The organism is Desulfothermus okinawensis JCM 13304 (assembly GCF_054654515.1).
In genome coordinates this window covers 55,502-74,638 of sequence record NZ_BAAIEW010000011.1, presented here as the reverse complement: position 1 = coordinate 74,638, position 19,137 = coordinate 55,502, and the positions used below count along the sequence as shown (strand labels likewise).

Annotated in this window: 16 protein-coding genes; 6 read left to right on the top strand and 10 right to left on the bottom strand. The window is 36.5% G+C overall.

All coding sequences use genetic code 11. The annotated features are described in order from the left end of the window. Nucleotide 1: 1 nt before the first annotated feature. From cbiR to ACYQ0O_RS05855, 7 genes are all read right to left on the bottom strand, one after another. Nucleotides 2-724 carry a cobamide remodeling phosphodiesterase CbiR gene (cbiR, locus tag ACYQ0O_RS05885; RefSeq protein WP_459891507.1) on the bottom strand — a complete coding sequence of 241 codons (723 nt, stop codon included), beginning with the start codon at nucleotides 722-724 and terminating at the stop codon, nucleotides 2-4. A 182-nt stretch (nucleotides 725-906) separates the two neighbouring features. Beyond that, complete coding sequence (locus ACYQ0O_RS05880) at nucleotides 907-3,885, bottom strand: UvrD-helicase domain-containing protein (protein WP_459891506.1); 2,979 nt, start codon at nucleotides 3,883-3,885, stop codon at nucleotides 907-909. A gap of 24 nt (nucleotides 3,886-3,909) precedes the next feature. Continuing rightward, nucleotides 3,910-5,583, bottom strand: coding sequence for a two-component system sensor histidine kinase NtrB (locus ACYQ0O_RS05875; RefSeq protein ID WP_459891505.1), 1,674 nt, complete (start codon nucleotides 5,581-5,583; stop codon nucleotides 3,910-3,912). Further along, nucleotides 5,558-6,358 carry a MogA/MoaB family molybdenum cofactor biosynthesis protein gene (locus ACYQ0O_RS05870; protein WP_459891503.1) on the bottom strand — a complete coding sequence of 267 codons (801 nt, stop codon included), beginning with the start codon at nucleotides 6,356-6,358 and terminating at the stop codon, nucleotides 5,558-5,560. The genes ACYQ0O_RS05875 and ACYQ0O_RS05870 overlap by 26 nt, the downstream gene beginning before the upstream one ends. Next, nucleotides 6,340-6,939, bottom strand: a complete 600-nt coding sequence (gene plsY, locus ACYQ0O_RS05865; protein ID WP_075068745.1) for a glycerol-3-phosphate 1-O-acyltransferase PlsY — start codon at nucleotides 6,937-6,939, stop codon at nucleotides 6,340-6,342. The genes ACYQ0O_RS05870 and plsY overlap by 19 nt, the downstream gene beginning before the upstream one ends. After that, on the bottom strand, nucleotides 6,927-8,966 hold the full coding sequence (locus ACYQ0O_RS05860; protein ID WP_459891502.1) for a ribonuclease catalytic domain-containing protein: 2,040 nt from the start codon (nucleotides 8,964-8,966) through the stop codon (nucleotides 6,927-6,929). Before ACYQ0O_RS05860 ends, plsY begins: the two co-directional genes overlap by 13 nt. A gap of 83 nt (nucleotides 8,967-9,049) precedes the next feature. After that, complete coding sequence (locus ACYQ0O_RS05855) at nucleotides 9,050-10,330, bottom strand: IMP cyclohydrolase (RefSeq protein ID WP_459891501.1); 1,281 nt, start codon at nucleotides 10,328-10,330, stop codon at nucleotides 9,050-9,052. A gap of 273 nt (nucleotides 10,331-10,603) precedes the next feature. Here ACYQ0O_RS05855 and ACYQ0O_RS05850 point away from each other — a divergent pair, with 273 nt between their 5' ends. Genes ACYQ0O_RS05850 through ACYQ0O_RS05840 form a run of 3 tightly spaced genes read left to right on the top strand, consistent with a single transcriptional unit; the run spans nucleotide 10,604 to nucleotide 13,095 of the window. Then, nucleotides 10,604-10,957, top strand: coding sequence for a hypothetical protein (locus ACYQ0O_RS05850; protein WP_459891500.1), 354 nt, complete (start codon nucleotides 10,604-10,606; stop codon nucleotides 10,955-10,957). A 10-nt stretch (nucleotides 10,958-10,967) separates the two neighbouring features. After that, complete coding sequence (locus ACYQ0O_RS05845; protein WP_459891499.1) at nucleotides 10,968-12,251, top strand: adenylosuccinate synthase; 1,284 nt, start codon at nucleotides 10,968-10,970, stop codon at nucleotides 12,249-12,251. A gap of 10 nt (nucleotides 12,252-12,261) precedes the next feature. Beyond that, nucleotides 12,262-13,095, top strand: a complete 834-nt coding sequence (locus ACYQ0O_RS05840; protein ID WP_459891498.1) for a hypothetical protein — start codon at nucleotides 12,262-12,264, stop codon at nucleotides 13,093-13,095. A gap of 29 nt (nucleotides 13,096-13,124) precedes the next feature. On the opposite strand, the gene ACYQ0O_RS05835 is transcribed toward ACYQ0O_RS05840, so the two are convergent. The 3 genes from ACYQ0O_RS05835 to ACYQ0O_RS05825 are packed head-to-tail and all read right to left on the bottom strand — an operon-like array spanning nucleotide 13,125 to nucleotide 15,200. Further along, a complete protein-coding gene (locus ACYQ0O_RS05835) occupies nucleotides 13,125-13,727 on the bottom strand; it encodes a FlgO family outer membrane protein (RefSeq protein ID WP_459891497.1) in 603 nt (200 codons plus the stop codon). Between the two features lie 13 nt (nucleotides 13,728-13,740). Further along, the gene (locus tag ACYQ0O_RS05830; protein ID WP_459891496.1) at nucleotides 13,741-14,631 is read right to left on the bottom strand and encodes a FlgO family outer membrane protein; all 891 of its coding nucleotides are present in this window, start codon (nucleotides 14,629-14,631) and stop codon (nucleotides 13,741-13,743) included. Between the two features lie 11 nt (nucleotides 14,632-14,642). Beyond that, nucleotides 14,643-15,200, bottom strand: coding sequence for a hypothetical protein (locus ACYQ0O_RS05825; protein ID WP_459891495.1), 558 nt, complete (start codon nucleotides 15,198-15,200; stop codon nucleotides 14,643-14,645). A 182-nt stretch (nucleotides 15,201-15,382) separates the two neighbouring features. On the opposite strand from ACYQ0O_RS05825, the gene hrcA reads away from it, so the two are divergent. The 3 genes from hrcA to dnaK all read left to right on the top strand — a co-directional run bounded on the left by hrcA (nucleotide 15,383) and on the right by dnaK (nucleotide 19,071). Further along, nucleotides 15,383-16,423 (top strand): heat-inducible transcriptional repressor HrcA, encoded by a 1,041-nt coding sequence (hrcA, locus tag ACYQ0O_RS05820; RefSeq protein ID WP_459891494.1) that lies wholly within the window; start codon nucleotides 15,383-15,385, stop codon nucleotides 16,421-16,423. A 61-nt stretch (nucleotides 16,424-16,484) separates the two neighbouring features. Continuing rightward, entirely contained in the window at nucleotides 16,485-17,078 is a 594-nt protein-coding gene (gene grpE, locus ACYQ0O_RS05815; RefSeq protein ID WP_459891493.1) for a nucleotide exchange factor GrpE, read from the top strand. Nucleotides 17,079-17,157: 79 nt separating this feature from the next. Further along, on the top strand, nucleotides 17,158-19,071 hold the full coding sequence (gene dnaK / locus ACYQ0O_RS05810; RefSeq protein WP_459891492.1) for a molecular chaperone DnaK: 1,914 nt from the start codon (nucleotides 17,158-17,160) through the stop codon (nucleotides 19,069-19,071). The last annotated feature ends 66 nt before the right edge of the window (nucleotides 19,072-19,137 follow it).

The window sequence follows — 19,137 nt, the reverse complement described above, 5'->3', positions numbered from 1 at the left end:
TCTAGATTCCCCTACACAATGACTTGAAAAAGTCAAGGGAGGTTAGAAGATCCTTAAAATCAAATACTTCTATGGTGACAGTTATTTGAGATAGGGTGTTGGATACCTTGCTTAAGATTTCTTTTAGAATTGAGATTCCTTTTTTATCCAACAATTCCAGGGAGTTGTGCAGCCCATTTTTGGGAGAATATATGTGGAGCATCTTTGTCTTTGAATATAATCCAGGAATGTGTAACATATTAAACTGATTATATTCAATTAAGTGACCTAAGTCCAGACAAACATTAAATGGTGTACTGTAAATGACATCCCATATCTCCATTAAGTTATTTTCTCGTATGTTTTCAAGGAGGATTTTGTGCATGTCCACATCCATATCCTGGATTTTTTTCGTGAATTCAATGAAAATTTTTTTAGATGGAGGGGGATGCAAAATATAAAACGTGGGTGTTAAAAATTTTGTTTTATCTATTAATTTTAATATGTTGTCTATCACATCACTTAAACCTTTTTCCCAGGGCAGATCCAGGGGAAGGTGAATATTGTAGGATAAATCAAGTTGTTTTAGTTGGTCAGGCAGGTCTTTTTTTGTATAATTTAAACATGATGAGGTTTCAAACATCACTATTGAAACTTCATCAACTAGCTTTTCCAGTTTTTTGCAGTTATTGTAAATTGTATCTGGAAATACAAAGGAGGTTGTTCCTATTTTAAATGTGTCCATGTTTTTCCCCAGGGTTAAATTTTTTTGCTTATTTCCATTAGCTACGAAGTTTTAAGCTTTTGATGTGTCTGTGATCTGTAACTTTCTCACACACATACACATACACTCACACACACCACTAATCACTATTCACTAATCACTTGATCCATAACAGAGCTAAAGAAATAGGCAGATTTTTTTATTCAAGATAAAGGGATATCCACAATTTTTTTTCTTTTTTTTAGCCTGGCCCTTATCTTAACAGCCAGATCCAGTTTCAGCTTTTTTAAAAAAGGGGATGGTCCAAAGGAAAACTTTTTTCCAAAGACTTCTCTTTTTTGGGCATAACTTAAAAAAAGTTTAGCTTTTGCCCTGGTTATTCCAACAAACAAAAGACGTTCTTCTTCATACATATCAACAGTTGAAACAACATTTTCATTTCTTGAAAATTTTTCCCTGGAAAAAGGAATTATATCTTCCTCTAATGCCGGCAAAAAGACAGCTTCAAACTCCAGGCCTTTTGATGCATGTATGGTGGTTATGCACACCTTTTGTGCCCTATCAGATATTGCGTCAAATTCCCTTTGCAGGGCTACCCAACCTAAGACTTCTTTCCACGATTTTAGCCTATTAAATGTATTTTCTAACTTTTTAAAACTATTGGACGAGAAAAATAGGGGGTCGAATATTTTATGCTCTACTAATTTTTCTTTGACATCCCTTAAGTTTGAAAGAGTTACTCCATTTAATGGTCCCTCTTTATCTTCTAGCCAACTGGATATTAATTGCAAAAATTTTTCAACATTTGGGTCGTCATAGAAATTTATCTCTTCTGGGGTATTGCAGGGGATCCCCATTTTATCCAGGGCCTTTTTTATGGGAGGGATTAAACCCTTAAATCTCACAAGTACTGCTATATCTGAAGGAGACATAGGACCTGTTTTTCCTAAATCTGCCTCCATGTGGGATGTTGCACCAATTAATTTTTTTATTTGTTTTGCAATCCAATTTGCCTCCATGGTGGATGTTGGTGCTTTATATAAAAATATCTCTCCCTTTTCTCTAGACTCTGCTATTGTGGGTTTGCCAAATTGAATAAGGGGGGAACACAGTTTTATAATTTTATCTCTGGTCCTGTAATTTTTTTCCAGAGATAGGATTTGCAAATTGGGATATATTTGTTTTAGGGTGTCAATAATATTTTTTACTCCCCCTCTAAAAGAATATATTGCCTGGTTTGGATCCCCAATTCCAAAAAATCCCTCTCCCCCATTATTTGCAAGTAGCCTTATGACTTCTATCTGTATTGGAGATAGGTCCTGTATTTCATCAACAAGTATGTGTTCAAAATTGAGATTTTTCTTGTTGTTCCTCAAGTAATTTATTAGAAATTCCACGAGGTCAGTGTAGTCAAAAAGTCCCTTTTTCTTTTTAAGCTGTATGTATTGTGTGTGAAGTTCCTTAGAGCTTGGGGGCAACAATTGTTCACGCTCATATTGATATCTCTCCCAGAGTCCTGTATCTTTGTTCTCCTGCAAAAAAAGTTTTTTTGCATCTATCTCACTTAAAATAACAGGGGGTTGTCCAATTTTCTCTTTTAGTATTTCAAATCCAAGGCTGTGAATAGTGGATATTTTTGGCGCAAAGATATTTTCTTCTTTGGAGAGCCTCTCTTTTAGCTCCAGGGATGCAGCAATGGTAAATGTGAGGATGAGTATTTTGGACGGGTCGACCCCCCTTTCTTCTATAAGGTATTTGGTCCTGCCAATTATGGTTCTAGTTTTACCTGTGCCTGGACCTGCAATTACCATACAGGGAGTATTATTAGTTGTTATGGCATGGAGTTGTTCTCTATTAAAGGTCAGTCTGGAATCTTTTGTAGGGGGCAGGGTGGTTTCTGATAACCCTGGAGATGTTATTTTTTTCGCTTTATTTTTTTTTGTAGAAAAAAGTGAAATCTTTCCATACTGCCCATCAAAACCAGGTTCTTTGTACACCTCTCCCTTCCTCATTTTATCAATACCCATTGCCAATCTAGGAGAGAATTTTTTGAGTTCCTCAACTGGGACTTGCATGAGGATCTGGATTTCAGACCTAAATTCTTTGATAAGAGATTTATATACCCTGTACACTGCCTTTGTCTTTGGACCCCTTTTCAAGATCTCAGAGATAATTTCTGTGAGTGGTATAAGGGAGTGGAAATCTGGGGAGCCTTTGGGTTTTTGGGGTTTCTTTCTGTCAGCTAGGGATAGAATTCTATGCATTACTCCAATTGTTAAGGGTTGTTTACATACAGGACATATGTTGTTGAATTCAATTGCCTTTTCTGGTTCAAGAACAATTCCACATTTTCTGTGTCCATCAAGGTGGTACTTGCCTTCTTCTGGGAAAAATTCAATGGTACCTAAAAAGTCACCAGTTCTAAATTTTAGTGCATTGTATATTGTGTCATAAGACACGTCCCCTTTAAACAAGTTGGCCTCCCTTCCCAATTTTTCTCCTGAGTGGGCATCTGAATTTGATACAAGGTAGAATCTATCCAATTCGCTCCACATCCAGTTCATTGGTGGATCAGAAGATAGACCTGTTTCAAGGGCAAAGATTTCACTGGTATAAGATCCAAAGCATTCTTCAATTGAATCAAATCCTGACCTTGAACCAAAAAGAGAAAACCACGGGGTCCATATGTGGGCAGGGATCAAAAAGGCCTTTTCATGGGTTTCCAACACCATCTCTATGAGGTGTTGACAATCCAGCCCTAAAATAGGCCTGCCATCTGATTCCAGGTTTCCTATTTGGGCAAGTTTTTTATTGAATTTTTTGGCCGCATCAATGCTCGGCATTACCACCACATTGTGTATTTTTCTAACCCTATCCCCTTTTTTATATATGGAACTAATTTCTGTGGATAAAATAAAAGATATTTTAGGTTCTATTTTACATTCCAGGGGAAAATCTATTTCAGACTCTAAATTTGATGGTTCTTTCAGGTGAAGGAGACCATCTTCCCCTTGAAAAAGGCTTTCTTCTATCTCCCTCATCCATCCAGGGTGTGTAAAATCACCGGTTCCAATTACATCTATTCCCTTAATAGCCCCCCATGCTGCCAAATTTCTTATAGTAAGTCTTTTGCTGGTTGCACGGGAATATCTGGAATGTATATGAAGATCTGCTATAAACAAATCTATCCTCCATTATTTTTGCTTTCAGGACTTAACCCGGGTTTTGATAAATTTGGGTTGATCAGTTTTACACTCACAATATATCTTTGCAATTGTTCCTGTACTTTGCCTATTTTTTATCTCAATCCATGAATTGTTTTGATTTGATAGGCGTTGGGCAATGGCCAGTCCAAGACCTGACCCCTGAGGCTTTGTGGTGTAGAAGGGATCAAAAATGTGTTTTATATGATCTAACTCTATTCCCATCCCTGTGTCTTGAATAAATATCATTGAATTTTTGCTTTTGTCCCTACCAAAGCCAATTGTAATTTGTTTTTTTTCAGAATCTTCCATTGCCTGAATGCTATTTATGATTAAATTTAACATAACCTGTTTTAGCTGGTCCTGATCCCATATGATCTTTTTGCCCCTGATTGAAGGGGTAAGTCTTACTTTTACATGGGGATAAGCACTCTTTATATAGAGTACTATTTGATTTAAAAAATCTTCTAAGTCAATATTATCTGGCTCTGGTTCCTTTGGCCTTGCAAAATATAAAAAGTCCTTTAGTAAATTATCCAATCTGGTTATATCCCTGAAGATTATTTGATTTAATCTATTTCTTTGTTCCTGGGTTATACGGCTATTATTTAATAATTGCAGGGAGCCTTTTATTCCAGATAGGGGATTTTTTATTTCATGGGCTAGTCCTGCTGCAAGCTCACCAACAGCGGCCAATTTTTCCATCTGAACAACTCTATTCTCCAGTTCTTTAATCTTTGTTATATCAGAAAAAATTATTAAATATCCCCCATTATTGGGGGCCTTAGATACAGTAACTCCCAGGATCCGATCTTTATCTCTGACTTCCTCCCTAATTAGTTCCCTTTCCTCCCATTTATCCAAAATCTGAGAAAAAGGATGAAAGACTTTTTTTATTGGCTTTGTTAATACATATCTGTCATCAACACCTAAAATTTTGGCTCCCATTTTGTTTATACTTTCAATGTTTCCATATTTGTCCAATACAATGATTCCACTATTTACCCAGTCAAATACCTTTGTCTTTAATATGTTTGCCTTGTTTAGGGCATCTTTTTGTCTGGCTATTTCCCGTAAGAGAATATCTTCCCTTGACTCTCCTAATCTTATAAGAAACAGGATAAGACAAAGGGCTGATAACTGTAAAGAATAATAATAGATAGCCATATGGATTGTAAGTGTTTTTAAATTCAGAAATTGTATTCTTTTTAATTGAAATATAGTAATTATCGAAAGTATAAGTAAACTTGATAAAAAGATATGTAGTGATGCCCTTTTTCCTAATATCCTTCCATATAAGAATAGAATTGCAAGGAATAAGAAACTTCCATTAGAAGAAATGCCTCCAGTTATAAGTAAAAAATAAGTTGCAAGTATTATATCTGTTATTAGTTGGAGTCTAAAAAATAAGAGGATATTTTTAAAAAAACGCCAGGTTAAAATAAAAAATAATGTGAAAAATAATCCGCTGATAATAAATCCAATGATGTCTTTGTGTTCAAAAAGAACAGCAATGGAATGTGAAAATTGGAAATTTTCAATATTTATAACTAGAATTGGTAAAGAAAGAACAATAAATACAATGAGTCTAAATACACATATCTTTATGACAGTATTTTCAAGGTGTTCTTCAAGGTTTTTAGGGAGGTCTCTAGATCCCACATTCTTTTGGATCATTTTGTATCTTTTCAAGGGTATGTTTTAAGGCTGGTAGTAGCGTTGACAGATTTTCCAATACAGACTTTTTGCTGCCAGGGAGATTAATTATAAGTGATTTATTTGCAATACCACAAACTGCCCTGGATATCATTGCATGTTTGGTCTTTTTCAATCCCTCTGAAAATATTGCATGTTCAAAACCCCACAGCCTTCTTTCTATTACTTTACCAGTGGCATCTGGGGTGATATCCCTATCAGTTACCCCTGTCCCCCCAGTAGTAATGATCATGTCAACTTTTTTTAAAAAGGCCATATCTGTTAAAAGATTAAATAGTATATAATAGTCATCTGGAATTATGGTGCTGAGGCAAAGGGAAAGAGGTAACTCTTTTTTTATTAGTTGTTCAATTAAGGGACCACTTAAATCTTCCCTGTTTCCTAAAAATCCCTTATCACTAAGGGTTATCCTTGCAAGGGAAAAATGTTTTTTCCATAAATAAAAGGTATTTTTCTTATTTAGGACAATGTCATTAAGTATTTTTAGTTTTAGACAAATTGTTTGTACATATGTATTTTTTTCCAGGAAGATATCTATTATTTGTAATGTTGAATTATCTATATTTTTACCCAAATAACAACCAATAGATATTTTCTGGATATCTCCAATAAATTTTATCTTAGTACCAAAGGAATAAAAAGGAGCCAGTATTACTTTTATGATTTGATTTTTTTTGAATTTAACTGGCCCCTCTTCTAGTATAATTTCTACAGACTCTAATTCTTCTTTTTCCATGTATTTTCTTGTCCTTTTAATACTCTAACAATATTGTCTCTGTGTCTGTTTAGTACCAAAAGCATAATTAAGATAGATAGGATAAAATATACAAATCCCTTCTGGAAGATCATAAAAATAGGCATGATCAAAACAAGTACTATTGATCCCAAGGATACATATCCAGTAATTAAAATTACTAAAAGTGTAATGATTACAGAAATAATTAATCCAAATGAATTTAGCATAAGATAAACACCTATGGTAGTTGCAACCCCTTTGCCCCCTTTGTAATTTAAAAATACAGAGTACATGTGTCCTATTATTGCAGCCAGTGCAGTCAACGATATAAATATAGAACTTGGAGATATCTTGAGTCCAATAGCTATGGGGATTACACCTTTTAACACGTCCAATAAAAAGGTGCAGACCCCGTAAGAAAAACCACAGCTTCTTGCTACATTGGTAGCCCCTATGTTTCCACTTCCCACATCTCGTAGATCAATACCTTTTTTTGATTTGGCTATTATAAGTCCAAAGGGGATGGAGCCAAAAAGGTAAGAAATACCAATCCATATTAGTTGGGCAATTAATTTTTCCATTCTTCCTCCTCTACTTTTTGTACCTTTATTTGGTTGTTTAATGGGTCTATTTTGTTAAACCTCAGCCAAAATTTTTTCCCCAAATATATGTCTCCTTTGATAAGGTTATGGGGTACTTTTATGAGGAGCTGTTCAATGGGCAGGATCATGGTGTAGCACTGGGGATCTTTATCCACCACTATGGCCTGCCACCAGCGCTTTTTACTATATCTTTTTAGATATAGCAACTTCCAGTATCTGCTTCTGAATTTTTGAATCTTGGAAGCTTCCTGTAGTCTCACATTTAGATATGGCAGGAGGGATTCTAGCTTTTCTTTTGTCCATGGTTTGTGTCCAGAGACTATCCTATCTATTTGGGCCAGATTGAGGAAATCTATATATCTCCGTAAAGGAGATGTTATAGGTGCATATCCATGGGTTCCTAAAGATGCATGTGGTTTTGGAGTTGTCTCTAAGGAGGTTGCGCTAAGCAGTTTAATGATCCCGTAAATTTTAACTGGATCTTTCCATATACCACTACTCTCCTTGGGAAGTGATATGTCCTGGGTTCGGTATATAAGAGGAATTTCATTTGCCTGTGCCCATCTAGCGGTTATGGAATTAGCAAGGATCATAAATTCCGAGACTATTAGTTGTGCATTGGGGCACAAATTGGGCTGAATTAAATCCACCTGGTAATCATCGCCAGCTGGGGTCAAGATGATTATGGGCTCCTGCCTTTCAATTATTACTGCCCCTCTGTTTATCCTTTGTTCCCTGAGTATTGAAGCTATTTTATAGGCATTGGTTAGTTGTGGGTCATTTCCCTGCTCTAAATATTGTTCCACTTCTCTATAAGTTAAGTTAAATGCCACCTTAATCCATGATTTTTTGAATTCATAGGATGTAATAATCCCCTGGGGGGATATATCAATTTTAATTATAAGACCAGGCTTAGGTTTTTTTGCATGGAGACTAAATAGGTCTGTTCCCAGTTCTTCTGGAAGCATATGGGATGTGCCTTCAGGAAGATATAGGCTGGAAGTCCTTTTAAGGACTTCTTTGTCTAACTCCGTTTCAAATTGCCAGCCCAATACTGGATATGCAAAGGCCAGGTATATGGTATATCCAGTTTGTTCTGAGCCCTCTATATAAAAGGCGTCATCTATATCCCTTGTTGATGCTGAGTCAATTGATATGAACGGGATCTCTTCTGTGATCCCTTGTGAGGAATAAAAATTTTCCTTTATATCCTGTATATCTTCCCTGTATTTTTCACACCAATCATTACCCCACGTGTAATCGGCCTGATCTAAGAGGTAGTTATAGTGTTTGGGTAAAAGTTCCCACGTCTGGGCCAATATAAGGGGGAGGTGGGGTTGGTCTGGGATGTCTTGGGTTAATTTTTTCCATTTATTTTGAAAAGATTTGTTGTCTGGATTGGCAATCCCTTTTTTTAAAAAAAGAGTGAGTTCTTTTTTTATTTCACCATCAATCTCTGGCAACTTTACCTTTGGGTTTTCTCTTTTTTCCCAGAGGATACTAAAAAATTGTCTCCCAGTCTCAATTAATTTTTTTTCTGTTTCAGCCCTTTTTATCTCATTAATTTTGGCTTCAACTATTTCAGGTGAAAATATTTTAAAGTTTGGATTTAAGAACTTAAAGTGGATTTTGTCTTCAACCAATGCCCTTCCCAGTCCAGCCACGTGGTTGGGGTCAGGTCTTTCCCACAAAAGCTCTGCCAACCAATGAACTGAGCACTCCTCCACCTCTTCGTGTACAAGTTGCCAGATTTCCTCAGTACTTATTTCTGATTTGATCCTCTCCCTCTGGGTATCAATAACCTGAATCTGATCTAAGATCTCTTGGCGAAGAGAATCCTGTCCTAGATATGGGCCAACCCAAGGCAGTACACGGCTTTTGGTAAGTTTAATGGTCCTGTTATTTGGAGTTACTATGGTGAGATTTTTTTCTGTGGACAGAACACTTCCTATATTCAACTGATTTGAATGAAGGTATTCAATGATGCAACCTGGCTTTAAATTCACTTGGTTATTCACAATCTCCCTGGCCTTGTTTTTTGCCGGGAATTAGAATCTATTCCCGGCCATCAAGATTAACTTTACTTATATTAGTGTTTAAAAGATCTCTGTCCTGTAAACACCATTGCTACTTGTGGGCTGGCTTCACACGCTGCCTGGATGACTTCATAGTCATTTAAGGAACCACCAGGCTGGGCTATGGCAACAACTCCTTGTTCAATTGCCAGGTCCACTCCGTCCCTAAAAGGGAAAAATCCATCAGAGACCATTACTGACCCAGTAAGTCCCCCCTTATCCTTCTCTACTTGGTAGTTAATTTCTTTAAGGATCTCTGAGTGTTTTTTGTCTGATCTAGCCTTTTGCCTTAGTTCGTAAAAGGACAGCCCTGTCTTTTCATACGTCAATCTGTCAGCATATTTTACATATGCCTTGTGTATGGTCAAGTCTACGCATCCAACTCGGTCCTGTTCCCCTGTGCCAATTGCCACAGTTGCCCCATCTTTGGCAAAGAGTACAGAGTTAGACGTAACACCTGCCTCAACAGCCCATGCAAACACAAGGTCTTGAAATTCTTTTTCAGTTGGACGTCTGGCAATTATCCTGTCTCCGTCCTTGGTCGCTTCTGCTGGCAAAAAATCTTCAGGAGAAAGGATCTTGCTTCTAAAGGAAAATTGTAGAATCATTCCACCATCCACCAATGATTTAATATCCAAAAAAGGCTCATTGATGAGCTTATCTAGGTTAGCAAGACCTTGGATCTTTAAGATTCTCAGGTTTTTTCTTCTGGAGAGAATATCCAGGGTACCCTCCTCATACTCGGGGGCAGCAATCACTTCAAAATAGTATTTGTTGATAAACTCAGCTGCCTCTTTATTAATCGGGCTATTTGTAACCACTGATCCCCCAAAGGCTGCAATTCTATCGCTGAAATAGGCCTTTGTTAGGGCATCTAATATGCCATTATCAGACCATGCTGCACCACATGGATTATTGTGTTTTAGTATAACACATGCGGTTTTTTTTGTTAGATATTGCAGTATATTAATTCCATTATCCACATCTGTGAGGTTTATTTTCCCAGGATGTTTTCCAGCCTGAAGCATGTTTTTTTCGTTTATGGTAGAAACCAGGTTATAGTTTTTTGAAGGCACCCTGAATTTTACATCTCCAAGTTCCAGGGTTCCTTGATAAAGCTCATATAGGGCCGCAGGTTGATCGGGATTTTCTCCGTACCTTAGCCCTTTTTCCTCTCCACCTATTACCCAAGTGCGTTTTTTGTAAACAAGTTCCTGGTCACCTACAGTTATATGCATCTCCCTTGGAAATGGGTCCTTTAGGATAGAATGATACATCTTTTTTATCTCTTTCATGTCCAAGACTCCTTGTTTTGAATTGACTTTTTGGCTAATTCCCATTGTTTTTGGCAGTAGTGGTTATGCTCTTAATAGACAACAGTGAATAAATCAATTGGTTGTTGGAAAAAATTTTATTTTTAACATTACTTGTTAATGTGTCAATGGTCTAATTCTCATCCAATATTTGACAGTAATCAATACTTGAATGATTACTTGTTAAGGGTTATTGTAATTTACCTTTTGTGGTGTTGAGGGAAATTTTAATCTTTATGTGTAAAGAGGTGAAAGTTGGATAAGATATTGGAAAAACTAGCAGATAAGTTGTTGTCCCTTGATGAGGCCTCACTTGCCTGTCTATGGAATAAATATTACCAGCAGGTACAGAGATTTGAGCCATCAAAAAAATGGGAAAGGTCTGTAATTATTTTGTCAATGATCCAGGCCGTTAGATGGAAGAATCAATTGTTTAACTTAAAATGGCTCCACTTAACACGCCTTGAAAAGAGATTTAATAGAAAGTTCCCAATGGAAGTTAGAGAAAAGAAAGATATAGCAGGTCCAGTATTAAAACCTGAGAAGAGACAAAAGGACAAGGGTAAGGTTATTTTCTTAAATATTAAAGATGAGGATAAAGGTAAGTAGGGGTAATAGTATGGGAAAGAATAGAGTAGTTATAGGAACCCAATGGGGAGATGAGGGAAAGGGAAAAATTGTAGATCTATTAAGTAAAGACGCCGATGTCATAGCCCGGTTCCAGGGTGGTGCAAATGCTGGTCATACCCTGGTAGTGGGGGATAAAAAGATTATTTTACATCTCGTTCCATCTGGAATTCTCCATAAGGATAAGCTCTGTTTGATCGGGAATGGGGTTGTTTTAGACCCAGAGATATTTTGTGAAGAACTAGCTGAACTTGAGAAGGCAGGAATTTCAATATCTCCAGATAGACTGAAGATTAGTTACAAGACCCATCTTATTATGCCTTATCACAAGATGTTGGATAATCTCCGTGAAGCTAAGAAAAGTGGTGATAATAAGATAGGCACAACTGGAAGGGGTATTGGACCTGCTTATGAGGATAAAATGTCAAGGGTGGGAATCAGAGCATGTGACGTGTTGGATGAAAACAAACTCAGGCAAAAGATTGAAAGGGCACTACTGGAGAAAAATATACTTTTTAGAAATTTCTTTAATTCAAAAGAGGTCTCTGTAGATGAGGTTTTGGAAAAGGTGGGACTATGTCTTGAGAAACTGAGACCTTATCTTGCAGATATTTCAACAGAGATATATTCTGCCATAAAAAAGGGCAAGTCAATTTTATTTGAGGGTGCACAGGGGACACATCTGGATATAGACCATGGCACCTACCCATTTGTTACGTCTTCCAACACAGTAGCATCAAATGTGTGTGCTGGAACAGGGTGTGGGATGGCTGTATTAGATGAGGTATTGGGAGTGGTCAAGAGTTATACAACAAGGGTTGGGGGAGGTCCATTCCCAACTGAATTAAAGGATAAAATTGGAGATTATATCCAACAAAAAGGTGGTGAATTTGGTGCTACAACAGGGAGGCGTAGAAGGTGTGGGTGGTTGGATATGGTAATCCTAAGAGAGTCAGTTCGTCTAAATAGTATCAATTCAATTGTGCTTACAAAATTGGATGTTTTGTCTGGATTAGAGACCCTAAAAATTTGTATTAAATACAAGTATAATGATGGGGAGATATTCTACCCACCCCAAATAGAGAATGGCTTAGCCCATGTAGAACCAGTTTATGAGACTTTAAAAGGCTGGGATGAAGATATTTCAACTATAAAGAATTTTGATGAACTCCCAAAGGCTACAAAGGATTATATTGGATTTATAGAAGATAATCTTCAGGTTAAGGTGAAAATTATATCTGTTGGTCCTGAAAGGTCCCAAATAATCTTTAGGTAATTTGATTTCTGTGGACAAGGATTTTTTTACAGAACACAAGAGAGCTATTGGAATCCTACAAAATTTAAAAAATAGCCCCCCTAGGGTCTTAATAATACAAGGGGGCTTACTCAAAGATCGCCTTGGGATTGCAAAGTACTACTCAACCCTACTGAATTGTCCATCTAAAAGGCCTCCTTGCCTTAAGTGTAACATTTGTAAAGGAATACTCACTGATAATTTCCCAGATTTGTCTATTTTAGACGGTGAAGAAGGTTCCATAAAAATCGATGATGTACGCTCAATTCAAAGGGATAGGGACCTCATCCCAAGGGAGGGGAAATACAGGATTTATCTGTTTAATGAGTCTCAAAACCTTACCCTACAGGCTGCAAATTCACTGCTTAAGATTTTAGAAGAACCTGGTGACCAAAATCTATTTGTGTTACTTGCTCCCCAAAAAACTCTACTGCTCCCCACTATAAGGTCAAGGAGCTTTGTTCTTACCCTTAGATGGAAATCAAGGACTTTTGCAGGAGAAGATATTGAGAAAATAACTAAAGGACTTTTAGATTTTTGGGAAAATGGGAAGGGACTTTTTAATATATTAAAAGGCAAAAAGGTGGACAGGGACCTGGTTAAAGAGGTGTTTTTTTTCCTTGAGAGAGCTTTAATTGATAGCTTAGAGGATCAAACCTGGACGGAAATAGCAAGATTTTTTGAGAACAACGTGTCGTTGGATAATTTCTGGAATGTAAGTTATGTGTTAGAGAAGGCTGTTTTAATGGCAGATTCAAATATTTCCCCTGAAGATGTATTTTATTGGATGGCATTTAATTTATATAGTATTTTTAAATTAAATTAACCCAAGTTTGTCAAAATGCTAAACTTGGGCTAGCTTGTCCTTACGCTAGGTATGATTATTGGGAAATCCTTAGGGCCTTTTTCTTCTGTATAAGGAAGGATAAAATCATAGCTGGATATCAAAATATTGTTTGTTGGTGAAATTATTTCACAGTGGATATAAATTTTATTTTTTATTTTTGAATAATGACCAGTGAGTATCAAACCCACAGGCTGTGCTGCTTTTAGTTTGTTCAAATCCCTTGTTAAAACAAACTCTCCATATCCGGGCTTTATCTCTATGTCATTATCTCTCAATCTAATGTCCACTAGTTTGTAACCCATTTGGGATAGTCTTGACCCAATAAGATATGGTATTAATCTTCCAAGGGTATTGGAGGATTCTAAGTTGTCATTATCACTGAATGTGGTGATTAAGATGGATTTGTCCTTCATGTTTAGTCTTTGTAAATTTTTGTTTAAATAATTTGCAGCTTCATAACTTTTACCAAGTAAAATATCGTTTGTGATCATATGTGCCTTTCTCTGTGATTCAACCTCTTGTTTTTTTAAATATTTATTGTTTGTACAACAGGCTAATAATAAACAAAAGAGTGTAAATATTGCTGGTATCTTTATGATGTTTTTATGCATAGCTTGAATCATCCTAGATGTTTGTTCCTTTAAACAATTTTTTTTGAGTATTTATGTCCCACTGATTATATGGAGACAAACCAATTACTTTTTTAAATATTTCCATTGCTTTTTGTGTCCTTTTTCCCCAAATACCATCTATTTTCCAATTATATAAACCCAAATCCTTTAGTCTCTTTTGTATTAACTTTACATCTTGTTTGTTTTTCTTTGATAAAATTTTTAATCCCAATTCTACTGGTCCCCCAATAGGTTTGGGATTAATTTTTTGTTGGAGTTTACTCTTATCTATATTTTTTTCAATTTTTTCTGGGATCATTAAAGATCCATATGTTTTAGGAATATAAATGGAAAAAGATATAGAAGACAAGATAGCACTATCTTTTTGGGATATTATTTTTATAGTTACAAAAAATAAATTGTTGGTGATCTCTGAATAAGTTCCTGTTACTATTCCCTGTACACTATATTTATCCATGAGTTTGGATAAATCCCTTGTGAGTACAAATTCTCCTCTTTTCTTTTTAATTATAATAGAATTTTTTCTTAATTCTATTTCCTTCACAATATAACCTTTATTTGTGAAATAAGATATTAATCCATCTTGTATTATCCTTGCAAGTCTACATGTATTGTTTAGGTCATTCAAATCTGATAGAGTTGTTATTAAAAGTCCACTAGATGGTGATATTAAATAGTTAATATTATTTTCAAGTTGTCTGGCAATTAAACTTATTACATTTGGTAAGTTAATAGTTCGTAAATCAAAATGGTTAATATTTTGGTATGGGCTTATATATGTCGTTTGAGTGATTGTTGTATATTTTGTTTGCTCAGAAAGACCTAATGAAGGACTCAATATAAACAGGATTGGTAGCGATATTAGTATAAATTTAAGTTTCATATTATTGTCCTTTATTTGTCTACTAGCTTATAAATTTTATAATCGTTTTTTATGGGAATTTTTCTATATTCCAAGACTTTTATTTCATACTCAGTTATAGAATGTGAGTTGTTTTTTAAATTAAAAATAGATGAATCTCTAAAGATTATAGATCCATTATTATAGAGACTTGTATTTACAAGTACTTCACTTAAATCAGGAATAACATATGAGTTAAAGATAAGAATTAAGCTGGTATCAGGACTTTTGGAAACAAGAAAATTTTCTTTTACCATGGCGGTGGCCAGAAGTTCCCTGTAATTTTTTTCAAAAACAGTATCTTTTCCAGGCACAATGTATACTCCATGTATTTTGATGAGGGATCTAATAGAATCAGTTTTTGCTATGGATTTTGCCACTGTGTAGGCCAAGTTGGCCCAGGCTTTTACAGGAGAAGTGTCCTGGGTAATGTAAAAATATGATCCTGTGGTCACCATATCTTTTATTGGAGAATAAGCAGACTTGACACAAGAATTGAGTAACAACGAATAGATAATTAGTGAGGCCATAGACCATTTCTTTAGCTTCATGGGAGTTTTGTCCTTTTTTATTTTGTTTTTGATTCCTGTTATGTATTATATCGGAAAAATTTACTTCCTACTTTAGTCCCATTTACTTAAGTTTGTTTTTATTTAAAATATGTCCTTTCTTGACACAGATTTTTTATGTGATTACATGTGAAATGAAATATTGTAATAATAGGGGCTAACTTATGGATGAGAGATTAACTGACAGAGAGTTAGATGTTTTGTCAATAGTTGTTGAGACCTATATTGAGAGTGGAGCACCTGTTGGATCCAGGTTAGTTGCCAAAAAATCCAGATTTAATCTGAGTCCTGCTACCATGCGAAATGTCATGGCAGATCTCACGGATAAGGGTTTTTTAAAACAGCCCCATACATCTGCTGGAAGGATTCCAACAAAAAAAGGACTTAGATTTTATTTAAATCATATTTTAAAACCAGAGCCTTTATTTTATGAAAAGAAGAAAATAAAAGAACATTTCAATAATACAATAGGTTATGAATTATCTCATATCCTGGAGAGGACGTCAAAGTTTATATCTGATGAAACAGCCCTGGTAGGTATTGCTGTCTCCCCTGAGGTATCCTTTATGAAATGGAAGCACATAGATTTTGTGTTGGTTAAGCCAGGGCTAATTATGGCCATTTTGGTGTTTTATGGTGGCATGGTTCACAGTCGCATGATATCTTTAGATGGTTCAAAAATAGATTCCAATGACCTGGTTAAGTTTAGCAATTTTTTAAATGAGAGGTTTTCTGGAAAGCCCCTTTTTGAAGTCAAGAAGGAACTTTTAAAGGAAATGGAAGAGGCTAGAAAAAAATTTAATGAATTATACCTAAATGCCCTTACATTGGCACAGTATACTTGTGACGCAGAAGATGAGAGGGAGATATTTGTGGAAGGTACCCACAATGTAATTGGCAGTATAGAGCCAAGGGATGTGGAGAGGATGAAGTCTCTTTTGGAATATATAGAAAAGAGGTCAGAATTTTTAAAAATTCTGGACAAAATAGGTCAAGGTAAGGGAATTTTTATTGCCTTTGGAAACGAACTCTTTGATTCTGACCTTGGGGAATGGTCCATAATCTCTTCTCCCTATGGTGCATTTGGTGAACCTCTTGGAATAATAGGCACCATTGGCCCCATCCACATGGAGTATCCAAAATTAATTCCCATGGTTGACTATATGGCCAGGATGCTTAGTAGAATACTTGAGACCAGGCTGTAAGGCCAATTTTAATATTCCCGCCAAATTTTTTTCTCAAAAAATAAATAGTGGAGGTAGGTTCATGAGTGAAGAAAAAAAACAAACACAGGTGATTTGTGAGGATGAACAAAATTTAGAAACCACAGACAAAGAAAGAGAATCTAAAGAAAATAAAGAAGAGATAGATATAGAAAAATTAAAAGAGCTCTGTATGGAAAAAATATGTCCTGAGTGTCCAATTAAAGATGAGATGCAACAAGAGGTCCTCAGGGTAAAGGCAGATGCAGACAACTTTAGAAAGCGTATGGAAAGGGATAAGGAGAATTTTTGTAAATATGCAACAGAAAAGGTTTTAGAGGATATAGTGCCTGTTATTGACAACCTTGAGCTTGGTTTAGAACACGCTAAAAAGGTGGAAGCATGTAAGGATATAGTAGAAGGTATAGAGATGACTTTAAATATCCTTTTAAATACCTTAAAAAATCATGGATTGGAGCAGATCAAGACTGATATAGGTGAGCCCTTTGATCCAAATTTTCATGAAGCCATGGCCCAGCAAGAAAGGGAAGATATGGAACCTGGTATGGTGGCCACAGTTATGCAAAAGGGATATAAGATAAAGGACAGGATTTTAAGGCCCGCAAAGGTGATGGTAAGCAAAAAACAGGAAAATTAGAACTAGCCCCTTTACAAGGGGAAAAATGGACTTATTTTTTTGTATGAAAGAAAATTTGGTAAGTTAGGAGGACAAGAAAATGGGAAAAATAATAGGAATAGATCTGGGAACAACAAATAGTTGTGTTTATGTAATGGAGGGAAAGGAGCCAAAGTGTATACCTAATCCAGAAGGTGGAAGGACTACCCCATCAATAGTTGCCTTTACTGACAAAGAAAGGCTGGTTGGTGAGCTGGCAAAGAGGCAGGCAGTTACCAATCCAAAAAGGACAGTGTTTGCCATAAAGAGGCTTATGGGGCGTAGTTATGATTCAGAAGAAGTGAAAAAATGGAGGGAGAGATGTCCTTATAATATAGTGCCTGGACCAAATAACGATGCTTATGTGGAAATTGAGGGAAAGAAGTATAGCCCTCCTGAGATTTCTGCAATGATTTTGAGAAAATTAAAAGAAGATGCAGAAAGTTATTTAGGAGAGCCAGTAAAAGAAGCAGTTATAACTGTTCCTGCATACTTTAACGATGCCCAGAGGCAGGCTACCAAGGATGCAGGCAGGATAGCTGGACTGGAAGTAAAGAGGATAATTAATGAGCCTACAGCTGCATCTCTGGCTTATGGCTTTGATAAAAATGTAAATCAAAAGATAGCTGTATATGACTTAGGTGGCGGTACCTTTGATATTTCAATCCTGGAAGTTGGTGACAATGTTGTTGAAGTTAAGGCCACCAACGGCGATACCTTCCTTGGTGGTGAAGATTTTGACCAGGCCCTTTTAAATCACATAATAGAAGAATTCAAAAAAGAGACTGGGATTGATCTTAGCAATGACACAATGGCCTTGCAGAGGCTCAAAGAGGCGGCGGAAAAGGCCAAAAAAGAGCTCTCCACAGCCCTGGAAACAGATATAAACCTTCCATTTATTACGGCGGATCAAACTGGTCCAAAACATTTGAATATGAAAATCAGCAGGGCAAAGCTAGAGGCACTCACAGAACATCTGGTAGACAGGACCTTGGAGCCATGTAAACAGGCACTCAAAGATGCTGGACTTACAGTAAGTGACATAGACGAGGTGATTCTGGTTGGTGGTATGACCAGGATGCCGCTTGTGCAGAAAAAAGTAAAAGAATTCTTTGGAAGGGAACCCCATAAGGGTGTAAATCCTGACGAAGTGGTTGCAATGGGTGCTGCTATTCAAGGTGGTATCCTATCAGGTGATGTGAAAGACGTGCTTCTCTTAGACGTAACTCCACTTTCCCTTGGTATCGAGACCCTGGGAGGTGTATTCACAAAACTCATTGAAAAGAATACTACTATCCCCACAAGAAAGAGTCAGATATTTACAACTGCAGCTGATAATCAGACTTCTGTTTCAATTCATGTTTTGCAGGGTGAGAGGCCACTTGCCAAGGATAATATGAGCCTTGGCAGATTTGATCTAGTTGGCATTCCACCAGCTCCAAGGGGAGTTCCTCAGATAGAAGTTACCTTTGACATTGATGCCAATGGTATTGTGAATGTTTCCGCCAAGGACCTTGGAACTGGAAAAGAACAGTCAATTAGAATACAGCCATCAAGTGGTCTATCAGAAGAAGAGATTCAAAAGATCATCAAGGAAGCAGAATCGCATAAAGCAGAAGACGAGAAGAGAAAAAGGCTGATTGACCTGAGAAACCAGGCAGATACACTTATCTACTCAACAGAAAAGTCCATGAGGGACCTTGGTGATAAGGTAGATAGTGGTCTAAAAGCTGAATTAGAACAAAAAATAGAAGAGTTGAAAAAGGTAATGGATGGTGAAGATGAACAGGCAATTAAGAATGCAATGGATGCACTCACCCAGACATCCCACAGGCTGGCAGAACTGCTTTATCAACAGCAACAGGCAGGTGGTCAGGCTGGGGCAGGAGCCCAGTCAAGTGATGCCAGTGCTGGCGCAAATAATCCAGATCAAGACGATGATGTAGTAGATGCTGAATATACAGAACAAAAATAAGTGTGCTTGACAGAACAAATCCCCCTCCTCTAATCTTGAGCCTGGGCTTAAAATTTAAGTCCAGGC